The organism is Brevundimonas sp. UBA2503 (assembly GCF_002341485.1).
GTDB lineage: Bacteria > Pseudomonadota > Alphaproteobacteria > Caulobacterales > Caulobacteraceae > Brevundimonas > Brevundimonas halotolerans.
In genome coordinates, this window is the sequence record NZ_DDOD01000021.1 from 26,012 (window position 1) to 51,922 (window position 25,911).

At 66.5% G+C, this 25,911-nt stretch carries 26 protein-coding genes, 1 pseudogene and 1 riboswitch; of the genes and pseudogenes, 10 read left to right on the forward strand and 17 right to left on the reverse strand.

Annotated elements, in window-relative coordinates:
• Window positions 1-433: TonB-dependent receptor plug domain-containing protein (locus B4K74_RS09845; protein WP_286692783.1), on the reverse strand; the 433-nt coding region annotated here is incomplete at its 3' end.
• A 117-nt stretch (window positions 434-550) separates the two neighbouring features.
• On the opposite strand from B4K74_RS09845, the gene B4K74_RS09850 reads away from it, so the two are divergent.
• The gene (locus B4K74_RS09850) at window positions 551-1,003 is read left to right on the forward strand and encodes a hypothetical protein (protein ID WP_286692784.1); all 453 of its coding nucleotides are present in this window, start codon (window positions 551-553) and stop codon (window positions 1,001-1,003) included.
• On the opposite strand, the gene ychF is transcribed toward B4K74_RS09850, so the two are convergent.
• Together ychF and B4K74_RS09860 are read right to left on the reverse strand one after the other, a co-directional pair.
• Window positions 1,000-2,094, reverse strand: a complete 1,095-nt coding sequence (gene ychF / locus B4K74_RS09855; protein WP_286692785.1) for a redox-regulated ATPase YchF — start codon at window positions 2,092-2,094, stop codon at window positions 1,000-1,002. The two genes, B4K74_RS09850 and ychF, sit on opposite strands and share 4 nt — an antisense overlap.
• Before the next feature lie 79 nt (window positions 2,095-2,173).
• Complete coding sequence (locus B4K74_RS09860; RefSeq protein WP_286692786.1) at window positions 2,174-2,605, reverse strand: copper chaperone PCu(A)C; 432 nt, start codon at window positions 2,603-2,605, stop codon at window positions 2,174-2,176.
• Window positions 2,606-2,771: 166 nt separating this feature from the next.
• Between B4K74_RS09860 and B4K74_RS09865 the strand changes: the two genes are divergently transcribed.
• Together B4K74_RS09865 and B4K74_RS09870 are read left to right on the forward strand one after the other, a co-directional pair.
• Complete coding sequence (locus B4K74_RS09865) at window positions 2,772-4,199, forward strand: DUF4139 domain-containing protein (RefSeq protein WP_286692787.1); 1,428 nt, start codon at window positions 2,772-2,774, stop codon at window positions 4,197-4,199.
• Window positions 4,200-4,204: 5 nt separating this feature from the next.
• Window positions 4,205-5,857, forward strand: coding sequence for a DUF4139 domain-containing protein (locus tag B4K74_RS09870; RefSeq protein ID WP_286692788.1), 1,653 nt, complete (start codon window positions 4,205-4,207; stop codon window positions 5,855-5,857).
• 3 nt (window positions 5,858-5,860) lie between these two features.
• Here B4K74_RS09870 and pth read toward each other — a convergent pair whose 3' ends face one another.
• The 4 genes and pseudogenes from pth to B4K74_RS09890 all read right to left on the reverse strand — a co-directional run bounded on the left by pth (window position 5,861) and on the right by B4K74_RS09890 (window position 9,544).
• The gene (pth, locus tag B4K74_RS09875) at window positions 5,861-6,469 is read right to left on the reverse strand and encodes an aminoacyl-tRNA hydrolase (protein WP_286692789.1); all 609 of its coding nucleotides are present in this window, start codon (window positions 6,467-6,469) and stop codon (window positions 5,861-5,863) included.
• Between the two features lie 170 nt (window positions 6,470-6,639).
• Window positions 6,640-7,254, reverse strand: a pseudogene (locus tag B4K74_RS09880) (50S ribosomal protein L25/general stress protein Ctc); the annotation flags it as partial.
• A gap of 149 nt (window positions 7,255-7,403) precedes the next feature.
• Complete coding sequence (locus B4K74_RS09885) at window positions 7,404-8,516, reverse strand: hypothetical protein (protein WP_286692790.1); 1,113 nt, start codon at window positions 8,514-8,516, stop codon at window positions 7,404-7,406.
• A 92-nt stretch (window positions 8,517-8,608) separates the two neighbouring features.
• A complete protein-coding gene (locus B4K74_RS09890; RefSeq protein WP_123287123.1) occupies window positions 8,609-9,544 on the reverse strand; it encodes a ribose-phosphate pyrophosphokinase in 936 nt (311 codons plus the stop codon).
• A gap of 223 nt (window positions 9,545-9,767) precedes the next feature.
• Between B4K74_RS09890 and B4K74_RS09895 the strand changes: the two genes are divergently transcribed.
• The 7 genes from B4K74_RS09895 to B4K74_RS09925 all read left to right on the forward strand — a co-directional run bounded on the left by B4K74_RS09895 (window position 9,768) and on the right by B4K74_RS09925 (window position 15,318).
• Window positions 9,768-10,628 (forward strand): outer membrane protein assembly factor BamD, encoded by an 861-nt coding sequence (locus B4K74_RS09895; protein ID WP_286692791.1) that lies wholly within the window; start codon window positions 9,768-9,770, stop codon window positions 10,626-10,628.
• A 112-nt stretch (window positions 10,629-10,740) separates the two neighbouring features.
• On the forward strand, window positions 10,741-12,492 hold the full coding sequence (gene recN / locus B4K74_RS09900; protein ID WP_286692792.1) for a DNA repair protein RecN: 1,752 nt from the start codon (window positions 10,741-10,743) through the stop codon (window positions 12,490-12,492).
• A 169-nt stretch (window positions 12,493-12,661) separates the two neighbouring features.
• Window positions 12,662-13,024, forward strand: coding sequence for an AtpZ/AtpI family protein (locus B4K74_RS09905; RefSeq protein WP_286692793.1), 363 nt, complete (start codon window positions 12,662-12,664; stop codon window positions 13,022-13,024).
• A 50-nt stretch (window positions 13,025-13,074) separates the two neighbouring features.
• On the forward strand, window positions 13,075-13,857 hold the full coding sequence (locus tag B4K74_RS09910; RefSeq protein WP_123287117.1) for a F0F1 ATP synthase subunit A: 783 nt from the start codon (window positions 13,075-13,077) through the stop codon (window positions 13,855-13,857).
• A gap of 44 nt (window positions 13,858-13,901) precedes the next feature.
• Complete coding sequence (locus B4K74_RS09915; RefSeq protein ID WP_123287116.1) at window positions 13,902-14,126, forward strand: F0F1 ATP synthase subunit C; 225 nt, start codon at window positions 13,902-13,904, stop codon at window positions 14,124-14,126.
• A gap of 77 nt (window positions 14,127-14,203) precedes the next feature.
• Window positions 14,204-14,803: a hypothetical protein gene (locus B4K74_RS09920; RefSeq protein ID WP_286692794.1), complete on the forward strand. Its 600-nt coding sequence runs from the start codon at window positions 14,204-14,206 to the stop codon at window positions 14,801-14,803.
• Entirely contained in the window at window positions 14,803-15,318 is a 516-nt protein-coding gene (locus B4K74_RS09925; protein ID WP_123287113.1) for a F0F1 ATP synthase subunit B, read from the forward strand. The genes B4K74_RS09920 and B4K74_RS09925 overlap by 1 nt, the downstream gene beginning before the upstream one ends.
• Before the next feature lie 71 nt (window positions 15,319-15,389).
• Here the strand turns inward: B4K74_RS09925 and B4K74_RS09930 are convergent, their stop codons facing one another.
• The 10 genes from B4K74_RS09930 to B4K74_RS09975 form a co-directional block, all read right to left on the reverse strand.
• Window positions 15,390-15,914, reverse strand: a complete 525-nt coding sequence (locus B4K74_RS09930; RefSeq protein ID WP_286692795.1) for a DUF6789 family protein — start codon at window positions 15,912-15,914, stop codon at window positions 15,390-15,392.
• 46 nt (window positions 15,915-15,960) lie between these two features.
• Window positions 15,961-16,902: an SDR family oxidoreductase gene (locus B4K74_RS09935; RefSeq protein ID WP_286692796.1), complete on the reverse strand. Its 942-nt coding sequence runs from the start codon at window positions 16,900-16,902 to the stop codon at window positions 15,961-15,963.
• 43 nt (window positions 16,903-16,945) lie between these two features.
• Entirely contained in the window at window positions 16,946-18,529 is a 1,584-nt protein-coding gene (gcvPB, locus tag B4K74_RS09940) for an aminomethyl-transferring glycine dehydrogenase subunit GcvPB (RefSeq protein ID WP_286692797.1), read from the reverse strand.
• 11 nt (window positions 18,530-18,540) lie between these two features.
• Window positions 18,541-19,887 (reverse strand): aminomethyl-transferring glycine dehydrogenase subunit GcvPA, encoded by a 1,347-nt coding sequence (gcvPA, locus tag B4K74_RS09945; protein WP_286692798.1) that lies wholly within the window; start codon window positions 19,885-19,887, stop codon window positions 18,541-18,543.
• Between the two features lie 27 nt (window positions 19,888-19,914).
• Entirely contained in the window at window positions 19,915-20,280 is a 366-nt protein-coding gene (gcvH, locus tag B4K74_RS09950) for a glycine cleavage system protein GcvH (protein WP_286692799.1), read from the reverse strand.
• A gap of 11 nt (window positions 20,281-20,291) precedes the next feature.
• Window positions 20,292-21,401, reverse strand: coding sequence for a glycine cleavage system aminomethyltransferase GcvT (gene gcvT / locus B4K74_RS09955; RefSeq protein ID WP_286692800.1), 1,110 nt, complete (start codon window positions 21,399-21,401; stop codon window positions 20,292-20,294).
• A gap of 132 nt (window positions 21,402-21,533) precedes the next feature.
• Window positions 21,534-21,631: riboswitch (glycine riboswitch) on the reverse strand.
• A 127-nt stretch (window positions 21,632-21,758) separates the two neighbouring features.
• Window positions 21,759-22,217: a peptidase S1 gene (locus B4K74_RS09960; protein WP_123287102.1), complete on the reverse strand. Its 459-nt coding sequence runs from the start codon at window positions 22,215-22,217 to the stop codon at window positions 21,759-21,761.
• A 106-nt stretch (window positions 22,218-22,323) separates the two neighbouring features.
• Window positions 22,324-23,328 carry an adenosine deaminase gene (locus tag B4K74_RS09965; protein WP_286692801.1) on the reverse strand — a complete coding sequence of 335 codons (1,005 nt, stop codon included), beginning with the start codon at window positions 23,326-23,328 and terminating at the stop codon, window positions 22,324-22,326.
• Between the two features lie 36 nt (window positions 23,329-23,364).
• Window positions 23,365-25,164 carry an arginine--tRNA ligase gene (gene argS, locus B4K74_RS09970; protein WP_286692802.1) on the reverse strand — a complete coding sequence of 600 codons (1,800 nt, stop codon included), beginning with the start codon at window positions 25,162-25,164 and terminating at the stop codon, window positions 23,365-23,367.
• Entirely contained in the window at window positions 25,161-25,820 is a 660-nt protein-coding gene (locus tag B4K74_RS09975) for a Tat pathway signal sequence domain protein (protein ID WP_123287096.1), read from the reverse strand. Before B4K74_RS09975 ends, argS begins: the two co-directional genes overlap by 4 nt.
• Window positions 25,821-25,911: the final 91 nt, after the last annotated feature.

Sequence of the window (25,911 nt, forward strand, 5' to 3'; positions counted from 1 at the left end):
AATAGCCGCCCCGGCCAACGCTCTGCGGGCCAAAGGCATAGCCGTCGGGGGTACGGACTCCGTCCACGACGATCAGCACCCGGTCGCCGCCCAGACCGCGGATGGTGAAGCCCGCATTGCCGTCGCGGCCGGTCGAGCCGAGGGCGGCACCGAATCGGGCCGGCTGGGTCCGGACGCTGACGCCCGGCTCGAACCGGACCAGATCCTTGATGTCTGTGTAAAGATTCTCCTCGATCTCACGCGCCGTGATGACGGTGACCGTGGCGGGGGTCTCATCCGCGCGGGTGGCAGTTCGGGTCGCCAGCACAGTGATCGGATCGAGGGTCACCGGGTCTTCGACGGGGCTCGAGACAGGCCGGGTTTGGGCCAGAGCAGGCATGGCAGTGGCGGCCAGTCCGGCCAGAGCGGTGGTGAGGAGGAGGGTGGTACGCATGAGAAGCCCCGGGGAGTTACGGTGAAGGTGCGGGGCAATTACTGCGAACGATTATCAGAAGCAACCGCATTTGCGACTCGTTCTGAACACAGCGGCGACATGTGCGTTCCCAGCTTCATGAAAACCCTGCTCCGCCTTGCCGCCACCGCCAGCCTGGCCGCCGCCGCCGTTGCGGCCTGTGGGAATGACCCGATGGAGCCCGGGCCCGTGACCCCGGATCCAGACGCACCCCTGCCACCGGAGGATCCGGCTCCGGCCCGGACAACGGGGCATGCGGAACTGTTGGGGGACTGGGCGGCCTATCCCGCCTGGTGTTCGAACACGACGGGTCCGGAGCGGCCTATCACCATCACGCTGACGCGCTTTGAGGGCTATGAGAACAGCTGCGCCATCGAGGCCTCACGCCCGATTGCAGAGGGCCATGAGCTGGATCTGGTGTGTCAGGGCGAGGGGCAGGAGACCCGCGAAACAATACGCGCCTCGGCCACGGATGATCGCCTGAGACTGTCCTATCCGGATCGAGACGGGGCGACGGTGGCGTTCACCCGCTGCCCGTCGGACCAGCCCTAGCTGAACAGGAAGTTCATGACGTCGCCGTCCTTGACGACATAGGACTTGCCCTCGGCCCGCAGCTTGCCGGCCTCGCGCGCCTTGGCCTCGCCGCGCAGGGCGACATAGTCGTCATAGGCGATGGTTTCGGCGCGGATGAAGCCCTTTTCAAAGTCCGTATGGATCACGCCAGCCGCTTGCGGAGCCGTATCGCCGACATGGATCGTCCAGGCGCGCGCTTCCTTGGGGCCGACCGTGAAATAGGACTGCAGGCCCAGAAGGGAATAGGCTTCCCGGATCAGGCGGTTGAGGCCCGGCTCGGCCAGACCCAAGGTCTCGAGAAACTCCAGCTGTTCCGCCTCGTCCAGTACCGCCAGCTCCGAATCGATCTTGGCCGAGATGACGACGGAATTGGCGCCGTCCTTCGCCGCGCGGGCGGCGACCAAGTCTGATAGCTCATTGCCCTTGTCGGCCGAGTTCTCGTCGACATTGGAGACATAAAGGGCGGGAAGGGCGGTCAGCAGCTGCAGCATGTCCCAGGCCTTGCGGTCTTCCTTGCTGACCTCGGCGGTGCGGGCGGGCTTGCCGGCGTTGAGCTGGGTCAGGGCCAGATCGACCAGTTTCAGGCTCTGCTGGCTTTCCTTGTCACCGGCCTTGGCGCGCTTTTCCATCTGGCCCCGGCGACGCTCCAGGCTTTCCATATCGGCCAGCATCAGCTCGGTCTCGATGATCTCGAGATCGGCGATCGGGTCGATGCGATCCTCGACGTGGGTGATGTCATCGTCGACGAAGCAGCGGGCGACAAAGGCAATGGCGTCACAGTCGCGGATATTGGCCAGGAACTGGTTGCCCAGACCCTCGCCCTTGGACGCACCGCGCACCAGACCCGCGATATCGACGAAGGTGATGCGCGACGGAATGATCTCCTTTGATCCAGCGATCTCGGCCAGCACCTTGAGGCGCGGCTCGGGCACGGCGACGTCGCCGGTGTTGGGCTCGATCGTGCAGAACGGATAGTTGGCCGCCTGGGCCGCCGCCGTCTTGGTCAGGGCGTTGAACAGGGTGGACTTGCCGACGTTGGGCAGGCCGACGATCGCGACTTTCAGGGCCATGGAACTCTCTGGGGAACGGGTCGAGGCGAGCCTTTAGCCGCTGGGCACCCGTTTGTCAGGCGCTAACCGCCCCGGACCGTCAGTTGACGGCCGGATTGCCGACCCGGGCGGAGACGGTGACCGGGGCGGCATCCGCGAAGGTCAGGGCCAGGTCCACCGTGTCGCCCTCCGCAAGAGGGGCTGTCACCTGCATCAGCATGATGTGGTTGCCGCCGGGCTGCAGAGCCGTCACCTCACCTGCAGGAAGGGGCAGGCCGTCGGTCATTTCAGCCATGGTCATGACCCCGCCCGCGGTCGACATTTCATGGATCTCGGCCTTGCCCGCGGCATCGGTCGAGACCGAGACAAGGCGGTCGTCGGTTGCGGCGGCAAGGGTCATATAGCAGCCCGTCACATCGCGGCCGTTCGGCGTAGGCCGGCAGACCGCATCGCTGACTTCGACGGACGGCGCCGCGGCATCCTGACAGGCGGTGACTCCGAGACAGAGCAGGGCGAGGGCGGGCAGGCGCATGGGACGGCTCCATCAGGCAGGGCGTGTGCGCAATGAACCCGGTCGCGTCATCAGGCAAGAGACGCGGTGTCGCGCCCGTCAGGAACGGACAGGGATTGGCTCTCGACAGGGTCCGGGGGCCGTGCCAGCGTGACCTCCACAAACTGCTGTATTCATGGAGATCGCCATGTCGCTTGGCCCGGGTTCGCTGAGAATGGGTCTGATGGGAGGGGCCTGTGCCCTGATGCTGACAGGGACGGCGGTGTCCGCCCAGGAGCAGGTCGACAGCCGCCCCGGAGGTCCCGGCCGCGTGGCCATCACCATTTATAATCAGGACATCGCCCTGGTTGAGGATGTGCGGGACCTGAACATTCCGGACGGCCGCTCGCGTCAGGAGTTCCCCGGCGTATCGGCAAGCATCCGGCCCGAGACCGTGGGGCTCAGCGGTCGGGGCCTGTCAGTGGTCGAGCAGAATTTCGACTATGACCTGCTGACGCCCGACAAGCTGATGCAGAGCGCGGTCGGCGACACCATCGGCATCGTCCGCATCAATCCGGGCACCGGTCGCGAGACGACTGAACGGGCCCAGGTTCTGGCCGCCAATGAGGGCGTGGTGCTGCGGATCGGCGACCGGATCGAGGTGCTGCGGGACGACGGCGTGCCCACCCGGGTGATCTTCGACGAGGTGCCCGCCAATCTGCGCCCGCGTCCGACGCTCAGCGTGACGCTCGACGCCGAGGGTGGCGGTCGCCGCGAGACGACGCTCAGCTATCTGACCAGCGGCCTGTCGTGGGAGGCGGACTATGTGGCCCAGTACGACGAGGCGGGCGGCAGTCTGGACCTGACGGGCTGGATCACCATCACCAACCGCTCGGGCGCGACCTTTACCGAGGCCAGCACGCGGGTCGTGGCCGGAGAGGTCAATCTGGTCAGCGGCGGCGGCTATTACGGCGGACGCGGCGGCGGCAATGGCTATGAGTTCTCGGATGGCGCCGAGGGTATCGCCGACTATTACATTTACCCCCTGCCGGGCCGTGTGACGGTGGCCAACAACCAGAACAAGCAGGTCGGCCTTCTGGACGTGGCCAATGTGCCGGCGACCAAACGCTATCTCTTCCAGATGGGCGGCTTTTCGACCTATGAGCAGGCGCAGTCGGCCGAGGTGGCGGTGCTGTTCCAGAACGGTCGCGCCTCAGGCGTCAGTCAGGCCCTTCCGGCCGGGGTGGTGCGCGTCTATGTGCGCGACGCGGGCGGTGAGCCCCGCTTCATCGGCGAGGATGAGATCGGCCACACGCCGGCCGGATCGGACATCGCCATCACCACCGGGGATGCCTTTGACGTCACGGTCCAGCCGCGTCTGGTCAGCAATGAACGGGTCGCGCCGCGCATCCTGAACACCGAACGGTCGCGCTACCGGATGGAATACACGGTGCGGAATGCCCGCTCCGAGCCGGTGGTGGTCGAGGTTCGCCAGACCGGTCTGGGCCGCGACACCGAGATCCAGGATCAGAGCATCCAGGGCGAGATGCGCGATGCCCGCACCATCGTCTGGCGCGTGCCGGTTCCTGCCAATGGCCAGACCGTGCTGACGGCGACCATCGAGACCGGCGGCTGATCCCGATGCGCGCGGGCGTCAGTCTGATCGCGATACTGGCCCTGTCAGGGCTGGCGGCACCGGAGGCCCTTGCCCAGGCTGCGGTTCCCGCTGCCGTGGCGGAGCCTGCGGTGGCGGTCTCTTCTGGCCCCGAGGCCGTGTCGGTGGTCATCTACCGAGACCGGCCGGTGAATACGGTCGAGCTGATGCGCCAGTCGCAGCAGAGCTGGAGCCGACTGGACCGCGAAGGTCTGGCGCTGATCGTCGAGACACGGACAGTTGACCTGCCCGCAGGCGAGGCCGTGATCCGCTTCGAGGGCGTGGCCGGCGGCATCGTTGGCCAGAGTGCGGTGCTGGAGGGCCTGCCCGCCGGGGTGATTGAGCGGAATACCGACTTTGACCTGCTGACGCCCGGATCGCTGTTCGAGCGGTCGATCGGCGAGACGGTGCGGGTGGTGCGCATCAATCCGGTGACCGGCGGTGCCGAGGAACACGTCGCCGTGATCCGCGCCGGGGCCAACGGACCCGTGCTGGAGGTCGACGGCGGCTTTGAGGCCCTCAGCTGCTCGGGCCTGACCCAACGTGTGGTGTTCGACCGTGTGCCCGAGGGGTTGAGCGACCAGCCCAGCCTGTCGGTGCGCACCCGGGCAGGGGAGGCCGGGCGCTATACGGTGACGCTGGCCTATCTGGCCACCGGCCTGCAGTGGTCCAGCGATTATGTGGCCGAGCTGGCGCCGGATGGGCGCTCCATGACCCTGACCGGCTGGCTGACCCTCGCCAATTTCGGCAGCACAGGCTTTGTCGACGCGCCGGTCCAGGCTGTAGCCGGCAATCTGCGAACCGAGTCGGGCACTGTCCCGGTCGATGCCGTGCGTCTGCCGCGTCGCGCGGGCTGCTGGCCCCAGGACACGACGACCGAAGGCGAGATGCCGGAGTACTCAGGGCCGGCCATGGCCGTGCCGCCCCCGCCACCACCTCCCGCTCCGCCGCCACCTCCGCGCTTGCAGATGAGAGACGAAGTGGTTGTCACAGGCTCCCGCATCGCCGAGCAAGGCGAACTGGGAGACTACAAGATCTACACCCTGCCGGAACGGACCACGGTCGCAGCCCGCCAGACCAAGCAGGTGCGGTTCCTGGAGCGGCGCGATGTGCCGGTCGAGAGGATCTATCGCGCGCGGATCGACGGGTCTTCGGACCTCCGCAGTGTCACAGGTCCCCTCCAGACCGACATCGTGCTGAGGCTGGACAATGATGCGGACTCGGCCCTGGGTCTGGCCCTGCCCGGCGGGACCTGGAGCCTGCGGCAGCAGCGCACCGATGGCCCGGCCTTCTTCACCGGAGAGGCCCGCAGCACCGATCGCCCGATCGGCTTGCCGGTCGAGCTGTCGATCGGCCAGTCCCCCAACGTCCGGGTCCGCTATCGCACGACCGACTACAGCTCCAGCCAGACCGGCGGGGTGACGACGACCCTCTATACGGTCCAGGTCGAGGTGATGAATGCGGGGGCCGAGGCGGCCAGCCTCGAGGTCATTCCGTGGGCCTATTTCCAGCCGGGCTTCACCATCACCCGCGAGAGCCGTGAGAGCAGTATTACCGAGGGGGGCTATCCGGCGTGGAGCTTTGCGGTTCCGGCGGGCAGTGTCGAGCGGCTGAGCTTCAGCTATCGTGTCGAATATTGAGCGCTATTCGCCGTTCTGTGCGGCCTGACGCGGGCTGAATTTCGGCGCAGGCGCCAGGCGCAGCACCTCGCCCTGATAGCGCTCGTCCTGACCGCTCAGCAGGAAGGGCAGGGCGTCGGCGCAGGCGTTCAGCAGGGCATCTCGCCACGGATATTCGGCCTTATGAAAGTCCCCCAGCACATGGGGCATGACCAGTTGCGGCTCGCCCGGATGGCCGATGCCCAGGCGCGCCCTGCGGAAGTCGGCCCCCAGATGGGCGATCAGCGAGCGGATGCCGTTCTGGCCCGCCGCCCCGCCGCCGGTCTTCATGCGGAAACGACCCGGTGCCAGATCGATCTCGTCGTGGAAGATCACAATGTCCGCAGGCGCGAGCTTGAAGAAGCGCGCGGCCTCGCCGACCGCACGGCCGCTCTCGTTCATATAGGTCTGGGGCTTCATCAGCATGACCTTGTGGCCCTCGACCTCGCCGTCACGCACGATGGACTGGAATTTGGCCCGCTCGGGGCCAAAGCGCCAGCGGTCCGCGATCACGTCGGCCGCCATGAAGCCGATGTTGTGCCGGTTGTTCTGATACTTCGGCCCGGGATTGCCCAGGCCCGCCAGGATGATCATGGGCAGGGTCCAAAACGGTCGCGGCCCACTCCCTGAAGGGAATGGGCCGCGGGGTCAATTGAGCCGTGAAGCGAAAACCCGGAGGATCAGCCCTCGGGGGTCTCTTCGGCGTCGCCCTCGTCGCTCTGGGCGGTGGCGGGCACTTCGTCGGCAGCGACTTCTTCAGCCTCGGCCTCAGCGGCGGCTTCATCCGCAGCTTCGTCGGCGGCATCAGCCTTGGCGGCGGACGAAATCTTGATCGAGGCGACCATGAAGTCGCGGTCGCCGATGGCGGGCTCTACGCCCTTGGGCAGCTTGATGTCCGAGATGCGGATGGTGTCGCCCATCTTGTGACCGGCCAGATCGACGATCAGTTCCTCGGGGATGTGGTCGGCGCGGACCGAAATCTCGACCGTGTGACGCACGATTTCCAGCGAACCGCCCTGACGGAAGGCCTCGCATTCATCCTGGTTGATGAAGTGCACGGGCACTTCGATCTTGATCACCTGCTTCTCATCGACGCGCATCAGGTCGAAGTGCATGGGACGGTCCGACACGGGGTCGAACTGCACGTCCTTGGCGATGACCGGCTGCGTTTCCTTGCCGTACTTCAGGGTCACCAGGTGACCCAGCAGCTTGCCGGTGTACAGGTTCTTGCGGAAGTCCTTCTCGTTGACCGAGATGGCCACCGGGGCCTTGTCGCCACCGTACAGCACGCCGGGCACGGCACCCGCGCGACGGGCAGCGCGGGCGCTGCCGGTACCGACGCCGTCACGGACGTCAACGTTCAGAATGATCTCGGCCATCGGGCTCGCCTCAATAACGCACGCCGCGCTTCCAAAGACAGCGCGCAGCGGGGATTGCATCCCTCGAATTCAAGAGCGCGGGCTATTACACGGATGCGACCCGGCGTGCAACCGGCTTTGCATCCAATACAGCAACCCGCATGGGTGCCTCAGGGGCGACCGGGTGAAGGTGCCTGGGACTGGGCCGAGTCGGCAGCAGCGGCTGCGGTCGCAGCCGGGGCACCCGTCAGGGTGCCTTCGTCCAGTGCGAAGGCCGTGGTCGGGATCATGACCGGCATCGGCCCCATGCTCTGTGCGGCGCAGGTCGCCAGATCGCTGACGATATGCTGCCCGATGCAGAAGATGTCCTCATAGTGCGGTCGCGAGGCGGCCAGGCACTGGAACAGGTTCAGCTTGGACATGTTGAGGCAGAATTCGTTGTTGGTCTCGACGACCAGCGCCTCGGTATAGGTCCGGAAATCATCGCCCCCGGCGCCCAGTGCAGCCAGCGCCGCGATGGCCAGCGAATTGATCACCGGCTGGGTATAGGGCGGCTGAAGCTTGATCGGCGCCAGCTCAAGCCCGGAACCCGCGTGGGCTGCCGTAAACAGCAGGCTGGCGTCCTCTGCGGACGGCAGCATGACAACCACCGAGTTGGCCTTTGCGGCGTCAAGGCGGCCCTGGCGGTCGTCCATCGGGCGCGTCGCCCAGCGGCGTCGGGGGTCTGCGCGGCCCTGGATCGTATAGGCGTCCTCCTTGATGGCTTCGGCGATCGTCGACAGGGCGGCGATATCTTCGCCAAGGGTGCTGACGATCAGGCCGGCCGCAGCGTCAGCCCCGGGCAGGGTTGCGGCATAGGCCGGGTCCTGGATGATCCGGTTGATGATTTCCTCGCGCTGCACAGGGTCGGCGGCATACTGGCGTACCCCGGCGACGAACTCGGGCGATTGCAGCGCCAGGACGGCGCCATAGGCAATCATGCCGCGCGACAGCTGGGCCGGCTCATAGGCCGAGCCGGTGCGGATGGCGTTCTGGATGGACTCGGCATCGGGGAAGCCGGCTTCAATCGTGCCGACCTCGCGGATGAAGGCCACGTAGATGGAAGCGGCCTCGGACACACCCTGATTAAGGGCCAAGGCCGGCGGCGGCGGGGGAGGAGGCGGTGGCGGGGGCGGCGGTTCCGGCTCGGTCGCGGCACAGGCGGCGATCATGGCCAGAGCGGCGAGGGTGCCGCCCTTAAGGCCGAGCGACAGGGCGGTGGTGGACCGAAGAACTCGGGTCATCGACAGGGCTTCCCCACTGAATACTCAGGCGACGCGGACAAACGCGTCGCGATCCGGTCTCTTATAACGCGGGATGAAGCGTTTTCCGACCGTTAATCGAACAGCTTGGAGACGGACTCCTCGTTGGCGATTCGGCGGATCGCCTCGCCTATCAGGGGAGCCACCGAGACCGTGCGGATCTTCTTGCAAGTCGCCACCTCATGCGGCTGTTCGATCGAATCGGTGATCACCAGTTCCTTCAGCGGGCCGTCGTTGACTCGGCTGACGGCAGGGCCGGACAGGACGCCGTGGCTGATATAGGCCGACACCTCGGTCGCACCCTGGTCGATCAGGGCCTTGGCCGCGTTCACCAATGTGCCGCCCGAGTCGACGATGTCGTCGAACAGGATGCAGCGGCGTCCCTCGACGTCACCGATGATGTTCATGACCTCGCTCTCCCCGGCCTTGGGGCGCCGCTTGTCGACGATGGCCAGGTCGGCGTTCAGGCGGCTGGCCAGTGACCGGGCGCGCACCACGCCGCCCACATCGGGCGAGACGATCATCAGATCATCGCCGCGCGGATAGTTTTCGCGAATGTCCTGCGCCAGCACGGGCGTGGCGACCAGATTATCGGTCGGAATGTCGAAGAAGCCCTGAATCTGCCCGGCGTGCAGATCCATGGTCAGCACCCTGTGGGCCCCGGCCCGGGTGATCATATTGGCCACCAGCTTGGCGGAAATCGGCGTGCGACCGCCGGTCTTCCGATCCTGACGGGCATAGCCGAAATAGGGCATGACGGCCGTGATCCGTTTGGCCGACGCCCGGATCAGGGCATCGGTCATGATCAGCAGCTCCATCAGATTGTCATTGGCCGGATAACTGGTCGACTGGATGACAAAGACATCCTCGCCCCGCACATTTTCCTCAATGACGGCAAACACCTCATTGTCTGCAAAGCGCTTTACCTCCGCCCGGGTCAGCGGCATGTCGAGGTGATCGGCTATGGCCCGGGCCAGGGTTCGGTTGGCATTGCCGGAGAGCAGCTTCATGGCCCGTCATCCTTTCGCCCTCATCGGACCGCCAATAGGGAGAGGAGGCGTCCGGGGTGTGGGCGCTTCTTAACAGCGGGGCGTCAGGCATCAAGCCGCTTCACGCGCATTCCGGACCAAATCCGACATCGGTCCGCATGTGATTGGCGCTTGGGTTTCGCTGGTGTAGAGATCGCTTCGTCTTCCGGATGGTCCGCTGCGGCGCGCCTTCCGGCCGGTAATCATGGGGTCGCAATCAGTGCCTGTTTCCAAAATCCGTTCCGGTCTGATCCTGTCAGCGGTTGTTGTCTTTTCGCTGACCGTAGCAGCCTGCAACAACGGCCGGGAGCGGCCGAAGCTGGCCTATGAAGAACGTCCGGTCGAGCTGCTGTACAACACCGGCTATGAGCGGCTGGAGCGCAAGCGCTGGCGCGACGCGATCGATTATTTCCAGGAAGTGGAACGTCAGCACCCCTATTCAGAGTGGGCGCGGCATTCGATCCTGATGCAGATCTACGCCTATTATCAGAACAATAGCTATGCTGAGGCTATCGCCGCCTCGGACCGGTTCATCCAGCTGTTCCCCGGCAATCCGTCGGCCGCCTATGCCTATTACATGAAGGCGATCTGCTTCTTTGAGCAGATCACCGACGTGGGCCGTGACCAGGGCTATTCCGAGAATGCCTTGGCGGCGCTGCGCGAGGTCGCCCGCCGTTATCCCGACACCGCCTATGCCTCTGATGCCCTGGTCAAGATCGACATGGTCAACGACCAGCTGGCCGGCAAGGAAATGGAAATCGGCCGCTACTATCAGCGCGCCAACCAGCCGCTGGCCGCGATGAACCGCTATCGCACCGTCGTCGAGAACGAAGAGTTCCAGCGCACCTCGCATGCGCCGGAGGCCCTGTACCGTCTGGTCGAAGTCAGCCTGGTGCTGGGCCTGAAGGACGAGGCAATCCGCAACGGCGCGGTTCTGGGCCACAACTTCCCCGGCAGCCCCTGGTACAGCGAAGCCCATGCCCTGCTGACCGATCAGGGCGAGCGGCCGGACGTAGAGCCCGAAGCGCGTCGCGAAGGCTGGCTCAGCCGGATCATCCCGGGCTGAGGTCGGGGCTGAATTCGGGACCAAACACGGAACAGCGCATCGTCAGAACGCAGCCCGGCGCTATGATCGGCCTCATGTCGAATCATTCCGACCGCCAGACAGGCCGCCTTCCATGCTGACCGCCCTGTCGATTCGCGACATCGTGCTGGTCGACCGCCTGGACCTTGAGGTCGGCTCAGGCCTGACCGTGCTGACCGGCGAGACCGGCGCCGGCAAGTCTATCATCCTCGATGCTCTCGGTCTGGCGCTGGGTGCCCGCTCCGACGCGGGGCTGGTGCGCGCAGGCGCGGCCCAGGCCGTGGCCACCGCCACCTTTGACACGCCTACAGATCTCGACTGGCTGGCCGAAGCGCGGGAGAAGGGGCTGGAGATTGAGCCGGGCGAAGAACTGATCCTGCGTCGGGTTCTGGGGGCGGATGGCCGCAGCCGCGCCTTCGTCAACGACCAGGCCGTCGGGGTGAATGCGCTGAGGTCGCTGGCGCAGGCACTGGTCGAGGTCCATGGCCAGCATGAGACGGTTGGTCTGCTGGATGCCCGGACCCATCCCGGTGCCCTGGACGGCTATGGTGGCCTGCACGAGGACGTCGCGGCCGTGGCGCGGGCGCATGACGCCCGGCGCGAAGCCCAGCAGCGGCTGGACACCTTGCGGGCGGAAGCCAGCAGCGCTGCCGCCCGGGCCGAGGAGCTGACGCTCGCGCTCGAGGAGCTGGACGCCCTCGACCCCCGGGCGGGCGAAGAGGCCGAGCTGGCCGGCGAACGGGCCCTGCTGGGCGCGGCGGAAAAGGCGTTGGCCGATCTGTCGGAAGCGCGGGACTCGCTGGGCGGGGACAAGCTGTCGCAACGGTTGTCGGCGGCCCTGAGGGCCGTGGAGCATGCCCGGGGCCGAGCCCTGCAGGCCGTGCGACTGGAAGCCGAGAATGCAGGCACTGCCTCAGAGGTATCCGGGCACGATCACCCTGTCGTTTTGCGGCTCGCCGCCGCTGCCGAGGCGATTGACCGCACCCTCGTCGAGGCGATGGAGGCGGTGGCCCAGTTGGATCAGGCCGCAGATGCGCTGGATGTCGAGCCGGGTCGTCTGGACAAGGCCGAGGAACGGCTGTTCGCCCTGCGCGCTGCGGCTCGCAAGCTGAACTGCACGGTCGAGGATCTGCCGCGCCTGCGCGTCCGCATGCGTGAACAGCTGCGGTTGATCGAGGACGGGGCCGAGGCGCTGACTGCGGCCGAGCGGACGCTGACCGCCGCGCGCGCGGCCTATGACGCGGCGGCCGCCACCCTGTCGTCCCGCCGGGCCGAGGCGGGCGACCGTCTGGCCCAAGCTGTAGCCGGGGAACTGGGGCCGCTGAAACTGGACCGGGCCCGCTTTCGCGTGGCACTGGAGCCCCTGCCCGAGGACCGGCGGGGCGCGCGGGGGGCGGAAACGGTGCGGTTCGAAATCTCGACCAATCCGGGCCAGCCGTTCGGCCCGCTGGACACGGTGGCCTCCGGGGGCGAGCTGGCGCGCTTTGCCTTGGCGATGAAGGCTGCGCTGGCGGCCCGCCCCGAGCAGGCGCAGCCCGTCATGATCTTCGACGAGGTGGATCAGGGCGTCGGCGGCGCCGTGGCCGAGGCGGTCGGACGCCGGCTGCAGCGGCTGGCGAGCGGCGGTCAGGTGCTGGTTGTCACCCACAGCCCCCAGGTCGCGGCCCGGGGTCACACCCACTGGAAGGTGCGCAAGGGCGACCGCGACGGCGCCACGATTACGACCGTCGAGGTTCTCGACGCTGCCCAGCGCGACGAGGAGATCGCCCGCATGCTGTCGGGCGCGGTGGTCACGGATGAGGCCCGGGCTGCGGCTCGCGCGCTGATCGAGCACCCCGACAGGTGACGCATCGCCACAGGGGGCGTGGGGTGCGAATTTTCCCTGTATTTTCGGGGCTTGAGCCCGGGGCCGGGGTGCCTTGACCTGACGCCCGACCGCCTATAGGTTCCGCGCCGAATTCAGACCCCCTCCGACGCCCGCCTTCCGGCGCCAGCATCGGGCGCTGAGCAGGCCGATGTCCCCGACCGAGGAAACCCGCGAAGAGACAATCAGACGTCTCAACGCCCAGGCCGACTCGCTAAAGGCGCGGGCCACACCCGAACCGCCCGAATACGGCGGAGCGGCAGTGGGATACGGCTATCGCATCATGGCCGAGATGATCGGTGGTGTGCTGGTAGGCCTGGGGATCGGCTGGGGTTTCGACCTGTTTGTCGGGACCGCGCCGTGGGGGATGATCGTGGGGACCCTTTCGGGTTTCGCGATCTCCATCTGGCTGGCGGTGCATTCCGCCAAAAAACTCAGCGCCCGCGCGCTGAAGGAATTCGGTCCCCCCCGGGACCTTCCGGATGACGCGGACGCCGACGACAACGACCGCTGACCGGGCCGCCTCACGGCGATTCGGAGTTTTGACTTGGGAGACACGGCGGCATGGCCGATCCGATGGAACAGTTCGAGGTTAAGCCGGTGGTGGAGATCGCCCCGGTGAATGTGCCTGGCCTCGGGCTGGTTGACCTTTCGATCACCAACTCCACCGTCGCCATGTTTGTGGCGGCGACGATTGTCGTCCTCTTCTTTGCCATCGTCACGGCCTCGCCTAAGGTCGTTCCCGGCCGCCTGCAGGTCGTTGGCGAGGGCATGTTCAGCTTCATCGACGACCTGGCGACCGGCATCATCGGCTCGCAGGGCCGCGCCTTCTTCCCGTTCGTCTTCACGCTCTTCATCTTCATCCTGGCGATGAACATGCTCGGCATGTTCACGGTCTTCACGGCCACCGCCCAGCTGGCCGTCGCGCTGACATTTGCCCTGATGACCTTCCTGCTGGTCATCGTGGTCGGCTTCGCCATGCACGGCCTCGGCTTCCTCAAGCTGTTCGCCCCGTCCGGCGTGCCCTGGTACATGCTGCTGTTCGTGGTGCCGATCGAGGTGATCTCCTTCTTCCTGCGTCCCGTCACCCTCTCGCTTCGTCTGTTCGGCAACATGCTGGGCGGCCACGTCGCCATGAAGGTGTTCGCCGGCTTCATCGTCTCACTGGGCGCGGTCGCTTCGGCCGGAGGCGTCGCCTACCTGGCCTATGTCGCCGCCATCCTGGCCTTCGGTGGCGTTCTGGCCCTGACGGCGCTGGAGTTTCTGGTCGCCTTCCTCCAAGCCTTTGTGTTCGCGGTCCTGACCTGCGTCTATCTCAACGACGCCGTTCACGCCGGGGACCACTGATCCATCCACCAACCTTCAATCGCTTCATTCAAAGGACAAACATCATGGAAGCTGAAGCCGCAAAATACATCGGTGCTGGCCTGGCCACCCTCGGCATGATCGGCGCCGGTATCGGCGTGGGAACGATCTTCTCGGGTTTCCTGCAGGGCGCCCTGCGTAACCCTTCGGCCGCCAGCGGCCAGTTCACCAACCTGGTTCTGGGCTTCGCCCTGACCGAAGCGCTGGGCATTCTGGCCTTCGTGCTCGGCCTGCTGATCCTCTTCAGCTAAACCTGACGATCCAATCGGGCGGTGGCCGGTCCCTTCGGATCGCCGCCGCCCGTCGCTCTTTCTGAACCGGACTGAACATGGCTGTGCAATCCAGCGACGCCCCCCCGACCCATGACGTCTCCGCTGCTGCGCCGACAGGCGAGCATGGCGACGCCTATGCTGCCGGCACGGAAGCCAAACATGCTTCGGGCGGCGGTCTGCCCCAGTTCGAGTTCCAGTGGTGGGCCGGCCAGATCTTCTGGCTGCTGATCATTTTCGCCGTCCTCTACGTCCTGCTCTCCAAGGTCTTCCTGCCACGCCTGCGCCGCGTGAAGGATGAACGCGCCGGGACGATTGCGACCGCCATCGAAGCCGCCCGCCAGGTGCAGGCTGAAGCCGCTGGCCAGGCTGAGGTCGCCAAGGCCGAGGTCGAGCAGGCCCGCGCTACCTCCCGCGCGACTGCTGCTGCGGCCAAGGCTCGCGTCACTGATACCGCCAACGCCCGCGCGGCTGAGGAAGAGGCCGTTGTCAACGCCCGTATCGCAGAGGCCGAAGCCGCGATCGGCAAGACCCGTGACGCGGCCATGACGAATGTCTCGTCGATTGCCTCGGACACGACCCGCGCCATCGTCGAGAAGCTGACCGGCAAGGCCGCGACGGCTGCCGAAACCGACGCCGCCGTCAAGGGAGCCGCCTGATGCCCGCTTTTCTCACCGGATATTTCTGGGACCTTGGCAATGCCGAGTTCTGGGTTGGCGTTGGCCTGGTCGTGTTTTTCGGCATCCTGGTACTGGTCAAGGTGCCGGGCATGATCGCTGCCCAGCTGGACGGAGCCGCTACCAAAATCCAGTCCGAGCTGGACGAGGCCGCACGTCTTCGCGCCGAGGCCGAGGCCCTGTTGGCACAGATCAAGCTTGAGAAGGCCGAGGCCGAGGCCCAGGCGGCCGACATGCTGAAAGCCGCCGAGGCTGATGCGCGTCGTCTGGAAGAGGACGCCAAGGTCAAGCTGGAGGAAGCGCTCGCCCGTCGCCAGACGCTGGCCGAACGTCGCATTGCTCAGGCCGAGGCCCAGGCCACCGCTGAGGTCAAGGCTGCTGCTGCGGAGCTGGCCATCAAGGCCGCTGAAGACATTCTGGCGGCTCGTCTGGCCTCGCAGACGCGCGATCCGCTGGTCGATGAGGCTATCGCCCAAATGGGGACTCGCCTGAACTAGGCGGCGCCTCTAGAAACTGCCCAACGACATCGGCCCCGGAGTGATCCTCCGGGGCCGTTTCGCATTCCGGGCTAGTGCGCCAGATGTACGTGGTCGCGGACCCGTTCCTGCCGCCAGGCCTTGCCGACCATACGGGCATAGACATTGCCCATCACCGCACCAAACACGACGTGGGTGAGCACCAGCCAGGCGACGGTGAAGAAGCCGGCGCGCATGCCGAACATGCCGATGCCGGTGAGCGGCGCGATCGTCAGGCCCATCACGATGAAGGCACCGACGGCAAAGACCACGCCTTTTGTTTCCGGCATTTCAGTGGGCATCCGCGGACACAGGATGCCGAACAGGGGCCCAAGGATCAGGGTGCCAACCAGGAAGTGTCCGGCCCAGCCGACCCATGGAATCGAGTCCGTTCCGAGCATCACCGTAACAAGACGGGGAAACCCTGCGACCCAGGGACCGGCCCACAACTGTGCGGCTTCAAGTGCTGCAACAGCAAGTGCCGCCACAAAGCCGGCGATCATACCTTTGTAAACGCGTGACATCATGACCAATGCGCCTCCCAACGCTTGTTTTGGGTTCTGATTACGCAGGGTCATCATACGCTCATCAGGGGAGGCTGTGTTCACAATCCCGTGCGCAGGGTCAGCGAGGGCCCCAGCGGAGGCCCGTCAAGGCTTCGGATGTTGACCACAGTTGGGCCGCCATGTCGGCGTTGAGAGCCTGTTCTGCGGGCACAGCGGGCCCCGGTGGTCCCTTGATCTCGCGCATCTTCGTTGGCCCGAGATAGGCGCCCGGGGCAATGTCGGGCGCCGTTGCCGCCATCAGGATCGGCAGGGCCCCGGCGGCCTGGCTGTGGGTGACCAGGGGCTCGATCAGGGGCCTGACGACCCACCGGTGCAGCGACCGCCCGATCCGCGAGCCGACCAGCGGACCATTAGCGATCAGCCCTGTGCGGGCGACGCCGGGGTGGGCCACGACACTGGTCAGGCCCCAGTCGTTCGCCTGGCTGCGGCGATCCAGTTCCAGCCCGAACATCAACATGGCCAGCTTGGACTGGGCATAGACGGGCCAGGCGTCGTACCCCTGAGTGTAGTTGAGGTCGTCGAGGCGGATCCGGCCCTGCCGGTGGGCGATGCTGGACACCTGCACCACGCGGGCGGTTCCGGCCTGCAGCAGGGGCAGCAGCCGCCCGGTCAGGGCGAAATGGCCGAGGTAGTTGGTGGCCAGCTGCATCTCGAAGCCGTCCTCGGTCTCCCGGCGAGCGGGCAGGGCCATCACCCCGGCATTGTTGACGAGGATGTCGATCGGCCGGCCTTCGGCCAGCAGGCGTTGGGCAAAGGCCGTCACCGAGGCCTGCCGCGACAGGTCCAGTTCCTCGAACCGGAGGCGGGCGTCGGGCTGCTTCGCCTTGATATCCGCGATGGCGGCGATCGCCCGGTCATGGCTGCGGGCCGCGACGATGACGTCGGCTCCCCTGGCTGCAAGCGCTTTCGCTGTCTCAAAGCCGGTGCCGCTGTTGGCGCCGGTCACGATGGCGCGGCGGCCGGTGAGGTCGGGAATGTCGTCGGTCGTAAAGGAGGTCATACCCCCATGTCGTGAGGACACGGGGGTATGGCAAGTCGGGAGCCTATTCTGCCGCCATGTTGGAGCCGTCCGGCGCGGTCCAGCGCAGGACCGGCTGGCGCGCCGCCCGGGTCTCGTCCAGCCGCTTCATCGGGGCGTGGAACGGGGCGCCCTTGAAGCGGTCCTTGTCGCCCGCCTTGGCGGCTTCGGCGAGGGCGCGCATGGCGTGGATGAAGCGGTCCAGCTCGGCCTTGGACTCCGTCTCGGTCGGCTCGATCAGCATGGCCCCGTGCACGACCAGCGGGAAGTACATGGTCATCGGGTGGAAGCCCTCGTCGATCATCGCCTTGGCAAAGTCGAGCGTGGTGATGTCCGTGCCCTTCAGCCATTCGTCGTCGAACAGGGCCTCGTGCATGCACGGCCCCTCAGGGAAGGCAGCGCTCATCACGTCCGACAGGCGGGCCTTGATGTAGTTGGCGTTCAGCACGGCGTCTTCGGCCACCTGACGCAGACCGTCCGAGCCGTGGCTCATCATATAGCTGAGGGCGCGGACATACATGCCCATCTGGCCCTGGAAGGCGCACAGGCGGCCGAAGGCCTGCTCGGCCTCGTCTTCCTCACGCTCGACCAGCTTGAAGCCGTCGCCGGTGTTCACGACCCAGGGGGCCGGTGCGAACGGCGCCAGCGCCTCGGACAGCACCACCGGACCCGCACCCGGCCCGCCGCCACCGTGCGGCGTCGAGAAGGTCTTGTGCAGGTTGATGTGCATGGCATCGACGCCGAGGTCGCCGGGCCGCACCCGGCCGACGATGGCGTTGAAGTTGGCCCCGTCGCAGTAGAAGTAGGCGCCGGCCTCGTGCGTCAGGCGGCTGATCTCGAGGATGTCGCGCTCGAACAGGCCACAGGTGTTGGGGTTGGTGACCATGATGGCCGCAACATCGTCGCCCAGCTTGGCCTCAAGGTCCGCCAGATCAACACGCCCGTCCTCGGTCTGGGCAATCTCGACAACCGTATAGCCGACGAAGGCGGCGGTGGCCGGATTGGTGCCGTGGGCGCTCGTGGGCACCAGCACCTTGTTGCGCGGCGTGTCGGATCTCAGGCCGTTGCCGGCGGCGCGGTGGGCGGCCCGGATGGCCATCAGGCCGCACAGTTCGCCGTGGGCCCCCGCCTTGGGCGACAGGGCCACCGCCGGCATCCCGGTCAGGGTGGTCAGCCAGTGCGAGAGGCTGTCCATCAGTTGCAGCGCGCCCTGCACCGTCGATTGCGGCTGCAGCGGGTGGATGTCGGAGAAGCCCGGCAGACGCGCCATCTTCTCATTCAGGCGCGGGTTGTGCTTCATCGTGCACGAGCCCAGCGGATAGATGGCCAGGTCGATGGCGTGGTTCTTTTGGCTCAGGCGCACATAGTGGCGCATGGTCTCGGGCTCCGACAGGCCCGGCAGGCCGATCGGATCACGACGTACGAGGTCGCCAAGATCGGAGCCGTCTGTCGCAGGTTGCGGCAGGTCGACGCCGGTCTTGCCCCAGCCGTCACCCTCGAAGATCAGGGCCTCGTTCTGCAGCAGGCCCCGGCCCCCGGTCAGGGTGGCAGGTTTGCTCTCGACCCGGTTCGGGGTGGTCGGACGGCCGACGGTGTTCATGGTGCTCATCGGTCCGGTCCTCAGTTCGCCAGAACCTTGGCGAGCGCGGTCGCCAGGATCTTGATGTCAGCGTCGGTCGTGGTCTCGGTCGCGGCGACCAGCAGTACGTCGTCCATGCCCGCATCGGGGGCCAGGCGGCTGTAGGGCACACCGGCCAGGATGTGGTGATTGGCCAGTTGTTCGACGACCTCGGCTGCGGGCTTGGGCAGCCGGATCGCAAACTCGTTGAAGAAGCGCGGCGTCAGGATCTCGACGCCCGGAATGGCCTTGAGCGCATCGCGGGTGGCGACGGCCTTCTCATGGTTCAGCAGGGCCAGGCGGCGCAGGCCGGTCTCGCCCAGCAGGCTCATGTGGATGGTGAAGGCCAGGGTGCACAGGCCCGAGTTGGTGCAGATGTTCGAGGTCGCCTTGTCGCGGCGGATGTGCTGCTCGCGCGTCGACAGGGTCAGGACGAACCCCCGCTCGCCATCGGCATCGACCGTCTCGCCGCACAGACGGCCCGGCATCTGGCGCACCAGCTTGTCGCGCGTGGCGAACAGCCCGACGTAGGGTCCGCCGTAGTTCAGCGCATTGCCGATCGACTGGCCCTCGGCGGCGACAATGTCGGCCCCCATCTCGCCGGGCGACTTCAGCAGGCCCATCGACACAGCCTCGGTCACCACGACGATCAGCAGGGCACCGGCGGCATGGGCCGCCTCGGCGATTTTCGTCACGTCCGTTGCGGTGCCGAAGATGTTCGGGGTCTGGACGACGACGCAGGCCGTGTCGGGCCCGATCTGGTCGATCACGGCAGCCTCGGCATCGACCGCCGGGGCCAAGGCCAGGGTCTCGACGCCGACGGCGTGGACCACGGTTTCGGTCGCCTTGACGTAGTGGGGGTGCACGCCGCCCGAGATCACAGCCTTGTTGCGACGGGTCACGCGGGTGGCCATTAGCACGCCCTCGGCCATGGCGGTCGAGCCGTCATAGAGCGAGGCGTTAGCGACCGGCATGCCAGTCAGGTTCGCGACCTGGGTCTGGAACTCGTACAGATACTGCAGCGTCCCCTGGGCGATTTCCGGCTGATAGGGGGTGTAGCTGGTCAGGAACTCGGACCGCTGGATCACATGGTCCACGGTGGCCGGCACATGGTGCTTGTAGGCGCCGGCCCCGCAGAAGAACGGCACCGTCCCCGCCGTGGCGTTCCTGGCCGCCATGGCACCGAGGGCCCGCTCGACCTCCAGCTCACCGGCCACGCGCGGCAGATCGACCGGGCCGGCCAGTCGGGCAGCTTCCGGCACATCGACGAACAGGTCATCGATCGATTTCACACCGATGGCGGCCAACATGGCCTCACGGTCGTCGGGCGTCAGGGGGAGGTAGCGCATGGGTGGGGAGATCCAGCGTTGAAGGGGTCAGAGGGTGGCGAGGAAGGCGTCGTAGGCGGCGCGGTCCATCAGGCCTTCGATCTGCGAGGCATCAGAGACCTTGATCTTCGCGAACCAGCCCCCGCCCTCGGCGTCGGCATTGACGGTTTCGGGGGCGCCGGACAGGGCGTCATTGGCCTCGACCACTTCGCCCGAGACGGGGGCATAGACGTCCGATGCCGCCTTGACGCTCTCGACGACGGCGAAGCTGTCGCCCTTGCCGACGGTCTTGCCGACCTCGGGCACCTCGACGAACACGACATCGCCCAGCTGGTCGGCGGCGTGCTTCGAAATGCCGACGGTGGCGATGTCACCGTCCAGTTTGACCCACTCGTGATCCTTGGTGAACTTCATGGTCTGATCTCTCAGGCTTTCGGTTTGCGATAATAGCGTTGTGCCGCAAACGGCATGGCGATGACGGTGGCGGCAGCAGGCCTGCCGCGTACGATGACCTTGAGGTCCGTGCCGAGCGCCGCAAAGGTTGGCGGCACATAGCCCATGGCAATGTTGTGGCCGAGGGTCGGGGAGGGTCCGCCCGAGGTGACCGTGCCGATCACCGCGCCGCCGGCGTCAGCAATCTCTGCGCCCTCACGGGCCGGGGCACCTTCCTTGACGTGCAGGCCGACGCGGACGCGGGCCGGGCCGTCGGCCAGCTCCTTGAGGATGCGGTCGGCCCCCGGGAAGTCGGCGCGCTCCTTGCGCGACTTCGACAGGGCAAAGGTAAGGGCGCCCTCGACCGGGCTGGTCGTCGGGTCGATGTCGTGGCCGTGCAGCGGCAGGCCGGCCTCAAGGCGCAGACTGTCCCGCGCGCCCAGACCGATCGGCTTGACGCGGGCGTCTTCCAGCAGGGTGTTCCAGATGCGCTCGGCCTGATCACCCGGCACCGAAATCTCATAGCCGTCCTCGCCGGTGTAACCCGACCGCGAGATGAAACAGTCCGCGCCGAACAGCATCAGCCGGGCCGAGTCCATGAAGCCCATCTCGGCCAGCACGGGCTCGTGCGCGGCCATGACCTCGGCGGCCTCAGGCCCCTGGATGGCCAGCAGCGCCCGGTCTTCCAGACGCGTCAGGGTCACGTCCCCCTCCAGTCGCGCCTGGAGGTAGGCGAAGTCTTCTTCCTTGTTGCCGGCATTGACCACGACATAGAGGCCGCCGTGGTCGGGCTTGCCGGCCATCAGGTCGTCCATGATGCCGCCGTCCTCGTTCAGCAGCAGGGAATACTTCTGCTTGCCGTCCTTCAGGATCTGATAGTCGCCGGGCACGAACCGCTCGAACCAGCTGATGGCATCGGCGCCCGAAATCCGGGCCTGGCCCATGTGCGAAACGTCGAACAGGCCGGCGTGGTCGCGCGTCCAGCGGTGCTCGGCCAGAACGCCCTCGTACTGGACCGGCATGTCATAGCCGCCGAAGCCGACCATGCGCGCGCCCAGCGCCCGGTGCGCCGCATTAAGGGGTGTGGTCTTCAGCTCGGTCATCGGTGTCGGGCTCTCGTTCGCAGACGGTTTCCCGCCCGGTGATGCCCCCGCTGTCTCGAAGCCTGAGAGATTCCGGCGAACGGGTTCGCCTTGCTCCGTCGGCGAGCCCGGCCGGGCTCTTTCCAGCGTCTGATGCGCCTCGCGGTCCTTTTGCCTGAGCGTTTCCGGGGCGGTTGCGCCTTCGGCTCCGGGGTCAGAACCATGACCCCGATCTCTCCCGCGAGAGCCCGCCTTCCCTGTGCGCAGCCGCGACCGGAGTCAAGCGTCAGTAGGGAAAGGGCGGGATTGCCGCAGCCCTTGATGTACAACACCCTCCGGCGTCGTTGCCGGAGGGTGTGTCAGTTCAGGCATCGGCGTCTATTCGATCTCGGTGATGACCAGGATGGTCTCAGGATTGCCGTCGAACGATCCAACCCAGATGTCGTAGACGCCGCTTTGTGGACGGCCGAAACGCACCTGGGCGTCTCCGTCGCCAAAGCTGTCGTCATCGCAGTACCACTGACCATCCGGACCATTGATGATCAGGGTCGTGTCAGAGCCGGAGATCGTCCGGATGAACAGCGGCATGGCGCCGTTGCCGCTGAAGCTCAGGCGGAAGTCAGGCGCGTCGCCGATATTGCCCACGCAAGACCCGGGGAGGGCACCGCCGTCGACGGGGCCACCAGCGAAGACCTCGACGGTATAGGGATCATTGGTAAAGCCTGCCGACAGACTGACCTGACCGAAGGTCGGGGCCGCCGAGGGGTCCTGGGCGCTGGCGGCTGAGGCCATCAGACAGAACCCGGCAAGGGTCGTGAGCAACAAAGAGGTCTTCATTCGCGCTTCTCCATGGGCAGGCAAAATCGCCGGACCCAGCGCGCATACTGTAGAGCTTGATGGCATGCTCGCAATGCAAACTTATCAGCGTTATCTGACCGCCATTCTAGGCCGCATACGCCTGTACGGCGCTGATATGCCGCGCCTTGTCGGCCTCGGGCAGGAAGGATCCGGCGAAGCTGTTGACCGCGATCTCGACCAGCTGATCGCGGGTCACGCCCGTCTGGTCGGCCATGGCCTCATAGTTGCGGTTCACATAGCCGCCGAAATAGGCCGGATCGTCGGAATTGAGCGTGACCTTCAAGCCGGCCTCCAGCATGGCGGGCAGGGGGTGGCGCGCCAGGTCGTCAACGACGCACAGCTTGTGGTTCGACAGCGGACAGACGGTCAGGGTCATGCCCTCATCGACCAGTCGGCGGATCAGGGCCGGGTCCTCCATGGCGCGATTGCCGTGGTCGATGCGGTCGACCTTCAGCAGGTCCAGTGCCTGCCAGATGTAGTCGGGCGGGCCTTCCTCGCCGGCATGGGCGACACGCTTGAGGCCCATGTCACCGGCACGCTCGAACACCCGCTGGAATTTCGACGGGGGATGGCCGACTTCGGATGAATCCAGACCGACTCCGAGGATCTGGTCCTGCCAGGGCTCGGCGGCCTTGAGTGTGGCAAAGGCGGCGTCCTCGTCCAGATGGCGCAGGAAGCACAAGATCAGGCGCGACGAGATGCCCAGCTCGGCTTCGGCCCTGTCCATGGAGGCGAGCAAGCCGTCGATCGCGACCTGGAAGGGGATGCCCCGGTCGGTGTGGGTCTGGGGGTCGAAGAAGATCTCCGCATGGCGCACGCTGTCCGCCGCCGCCCGCCGGAAATAGGCGAGGCCCAGATCGTGGAAGTCCTGCTCGGTGCGCAGGACATCGGCCCCGGCATAATAGATGTCGAGAAAGTCCTGCAGGTTGGAGAAGTCATAGGCCGCGCGCACGGCCTCGACGCTGTCAAAGGGCAGGGACACCTTGTTCCGCTTCGCCAGTTCGAACATCAGCTCGGGCTCCAGCGAGCCCTCGATGTGCAGATGCAGCTCGGCCTTCGGCAGGCCGGCGATGAATTCGTGCAGGGACATGGCGGGGCTCCGGGACTTACGGCCCCCCAGACTAGGCTACATCCGCTCGGGTGTCGCTATGCCCAGCAGGTCCAATGCCAGTTCCAGCTGGGCGAGCGTCCCCTGTGACAGGGCCAGTCGCGAGGCTCGCACATCTGAGTCCTCAGCCACCAGGATCGGGCAAGCGGCATAGAATTTCGAGAAGGACTGGGCCAGTCGATAGGCATGCTCGGCCACCAGATGCGGCATGCGCTTGTCATAGGCGTCGGCCACCGCGCCCGAGAAGGCGTCCAGTGTCAGGACCAGATCGCGCTCGGCGGGCTCATCCACGCGGATTGTCGTGCCCGCCGGCACCGCGTCCCCGGCTTTACGCAGCAGGGATTTGATGCGCACCGACTGGTACAGCAGATAGGGGCCGGTCTTGCCCTCGAAGCTGATGAAGCGATCAAGGTCAAAGATGTAGCTGGTGGTCCGGGCGTTCGACAGGTCTGCGAATTTGAGCGCGGCCACCGCCACCTTGCGGGCCGTGTCGTCAAAGGCCTCGGGCGCCAGGTCATCGCCCAGACGGGCTTCCTTGAGCCGCTCGCGCGCCTTGTCGGTCGCCGTGGTGATCAGGTCGTGCAGCTTCAGGACGCCGCCGGCGCGGGTCTTGAAGGGCTTGCCGTCCGGGCCGTTCATGGTGCCAAAGCCCAGATGCTGCAGCTCTCCGTCCGACGCGTAGCCGGCCAGCCGCGCGGCGCGGAACACCTGTTCGAAATGTTCGGCCTGACGTTCATCAACGACGTACAGGATCAGTTCGGGGTCGATCCGCTGGCGGCGGTCGAGGATGGTGGCCAGGTCGGTGGTGCCATACATGGCCGAGCCTTCCGACGAGACGACCAGCAGCGGCGGCGGGCTGGGCACCTCGATGACCGAGCCGTCGTCCAGCTTCTTCTTGCGGGTCTCGCCCGGCCCGGCGACGTGAACCACACGAGCGCCCGCGTCCTCGACCAGCAGGCCCTTGGTCTCCAGATCGGCGATCATGCCGGCCATCAGGGGATCGGCGTCCGACTCGCCGTTCCACAGGTCGAAGGTCACCCCCAGGGCGCCAAACTCGCGCTCCAGCGCGGAACGGCTGACTGCGACGAAATGGGCCCAGAGCGCGCGATAGCCGACATGGCCGCCCTGCAGTTCGGCGGTCGCCTTGCGGGCGCGGTCACGGAACTCCGGCTCGGCCTTGGCGCGGGCTGCAGCGGCGGGATACAGCCGCTCCAGATCCTCGAGCGATACCGGGCTGTCGGCCGGGAAGGGGCCTTCCGTAGCCATGAACTGCGTCCCGAGCCCTTCGTCCGCACAGGCGACGATCAGCAGGCCCATCTGGAAGCCCCAGTCGCCAAAGTGGGCATCGCCCCACACCTGATCGCCCCGGAAGCGGAACAGGCGCTTCAGGCTCTCGCCTATGATGGACGAGCGCAGGTGGCCGACGTGCATCGGCTTGGCCACATTGGGTCCCGCATAGTCGATGATCACGCGACGGGCCTGCTCGACCGGCTCCGCGCCGCGACGGGCCTCGTCGCCGAGGATCTCGGCGGCGCGCGAGGCCAGGGAGGCGGGGGAGACGACCAGATTGATGAAGCCCGGACCGGCGACCTCCACCGAGGTCAGGTCGGCGTGCCCCTCAAGGCGCGCGGCGACCCGGCCAGCCAGATCGCGTGGATTGGTGCCGTGCGCCTTGGCTACGGCCATGGCGGCATTGGACTGGAAGTCCGCGAGGTCGGGGCGATCGGAAGCCGTGACCCGAATCTTGTCCGAGGCCACGCCTTCGGCGGCGAAGGCAGCCGTGACTGCTTCGCCGAGGCGCGATTTCAGATCGGTCATCGGTTGATGCAGGTCCCGGGGCTGGTGCCGGTGGCGTCGACGCAGAATCGGCTGCCGACGCGGTTAAACTCGGCCATCTCGGGCGTGACATCGAATCCGATCAGGATTTCGAAATTAGCCCCCGACGTCTGCGCATTGGCGCGGGGGATAACGATCGTCTGGGACTCGCTGACGCTGGTGCGGTCTTCGCCGTCGAACTGGACTGGCAGGTCGAAATACTGCTTGGCCAGCACGGCGGTATCGCGGCTGGTGACCGCGACCCAATAGCGGTAGGTGCGACCGTCGCCTTCAGCGCTCGGCCCCTTGCCGAGGGTAAAGAGCATGTTGGTGTCCACGACGATCGGGTCGTCATCTCGATAGCGACAGTCCGAGGTCACACCCTCGATCTCGCCCGTGTAGCCAACGTTGGCGGCCAGTGCCCGGTTATCAGCCAGTTCGACATAGCGGGCCGCATCGTACAGCACGCGCACAATCGGGCAGGGGCCGACATTGGCCTGGCGCCCCAGCGGCAGGGTACGGGCGCGCTGACGCGTCTGGGACGGCGAGCCGTCGGCATTCTGGCCGCCTTCCTGCGGTCGGCTCTGCGCCTGGGCAGCGTTTGGCAGGACAGCCAGGGAAACGGCGGCGACGAAGGCAAGGGCAAGAACGCGACGCATCTGTGTCTCTACAATTCCCGGGTTTGGTTGGGCCATTTGCCCGGTATCCGAAGGCAACAGCATCCCGCTGATAACGGCTAAAGCGAGGCAC

What these genes read in the sequence shown, in the direction of transcription:
- B4K74_RS09850 (WP_286692784.1), top strand. Translation starts at nt 551, where the DNA reads ATGAAAACCCTGCTCCGCCTTGCCGCCACCGCCAGCCTGGCCGCCGCC.
- ychF (WP_286692785.1), bottom strand. Translation starts at nt 2,094, where the DNA reads ATGGCCCTGAAAGTCGCGATCGTCGGCCTGCCCAACGTCGGCAAGTCC.
- B4K74_RS09860 (WP_286692786.1), bottom strand. Translation starts at nt 2,605, where the DNA reads ATGCGCCTGCCCGCCCTCGCCCTGCTCTGTCTCGGAGTCACCGCCTGT.
- B4K74_RS09865 (WP_286692787.1), top strand. Translation starts at nt 2,772, where the DNA reads ATGTCGCTTGGCCCGGGTTCGCTGAGAATGGGTCTGATGGGAGGGGCC.
- B4K74_RS09870 (WP_286692788.1), top strand. Translation starts at nt 4,205, where the DNA reads ATGCGCGCGGGCGTCAGTCTGATCGCGATACTGGCCCTGTCAGGGCTG.
- pth (WP_286692789.1), bottom strand. Translation starts at nt 6,469, where the DNA reads ATGATCATCCTGGCGGGCCTGGGCAATCCCGGGCCGAAGTATCAGAAC.
- B4K74_RS09885 (WP_286692790.1), bottom strand. Translation starts at nt 8,516, where the DNA reads ATGACCCGAGTTCTTCGGTCCACCACCGCCCTGTCGCTCGGCCTTAAG.
- B4K74_RS09890 (WP_123287123.1), bottom strand. Translation starts at nt 9,544, where the DNA reads ATGAAGCTGCTCTCCGGCAATGCCAACCGAACCCTGGCCCGGGCCATA.
- B4K74_RS09895 (WP_286692791.1), top strand. Translation starts at nt 9,768, where the DNA reads ATGGGGTCGCAATCAGTGCCTGTTTCCAAAATCCGTTCCGGTCTGATC.
- recN (WP_286692792.1), top strand. Translation starts at nt 10,741, where the DNA reads ATGCTGACCGCCCTGTCGATTCGCGACATCGTGCTGGTCGACCGCCTG.
- B4K74_RS09905 (WP_286692793.1), top strand. Translation starts at nt 12,662, where the DNA reads ATGTCCCCGACCGAGGAAACCCGCGAAGAGACAATCAGACGTCTCAAC.
- B4K74_RS09910 (WP_123287117.1), top strand. Translation starts at nt 13,075, where the DNA reads ATGGCCGATCCGATGGAACAGTTCGAGGTTAAGCCGGTGGTGGAGATC.
- B4K74_RS09915 (WP_123287116.1), top strand. Translation starts at nt 13,902, where the DNA reads ATGGAAGCTGAAGCCGCAAAATACATCGGTGCTGGCCTGGCCACCCTC.
- B4K74_RS09920 (WP_286692794.1), top strand. Translation starts at nt 14,204, where the DNA reads ATGGCTGTGCAATCCAGCGACGCCCCCCCGACCCATGACGTCTCCGCT.
- B4K74_RS09925 (WP_123287113.1), top strand. Translation starts at nt 14,803, where the DNA reads ATGCCCGCTTTTCTCACCGGATATTTCTGGGACCTTGGCAATGCCGAG.
- B4K74_RS09930 (WP_286692795.1), bottom strand. Translation starts at nt 15,914, where the DNA reads ATGACCCTGCGTAATCAGAACCCAAAACAAGCGTTGGGAGGCGCATTG.
- B4K74_RS09935 (WP_286692796.1), bottom strand. Translation starts at nt 16,902, where the DNA reads ATGACCTCCTTTACGACCGACGACATTCCCGACCTCACCGGCCGCCGC.
- gcvPB (WP_286692797.1), bottom strand. Translation starts at nt 18,529, where the DNA reads ATGAGCACCATGAACACCGTCGGCCGTCCGACCACCCCGAACCGGGTC.
- gcvPA (WP_286692798.1), bottom strand. Translation starts at nt 19,887, where the DNA reads ATGCGCTACCTCCCCCTGACGCCCGACGACCGTGAGGCCATGTTGGCC.
- gcvH (WP_286692799.1), bottom strand. Translation starts at nt 20,280, where the DNA reads ATGAAGTTCACCAAGGATCACGAGTGGGTCAAACTGGACGGTGACATC.
- gcvT (WP_286692800.1), bottom strand. Translation starts at nt 21,401, where the DNA reads ATGACCGAGCTGAAGACCACACCCCTTAATGCGGCGCACCGGGCGCTG.
- B4K74_RS09960 (WP_123287102.1), bottom strand. Translation starts at nt 22,217, where the DNA reads ATGAAGACCTCTTTGTTGCTCACGACCCTTGCCGGGTTCTGTCTGATG.
- B4K74_RS09965 (WP_286692801.1), bottom strand. Translation starts at nt 23,328, where the DNA reads ATGTCCCTGCACGAATTCATCGCCGGCCTGCCGAAGGCCGAGCTGCAT.
- argS (WP_286692802.1), bottom strand. Translation starts at nt 25,164, where the DNA reads ATGACCGATCTGAAATCGCGCCTCGGCGAAGCAGTCACGGCTGCCTTC.
- B4K74_RS09975 (WP_123287096.1), bottom strand. Translation starts at nt 25,820, where the DNA reads ATGCGTCGCGTTCTTGCCCTTGCCTTCGTCGCCGCCGTTTCCCTGGCT.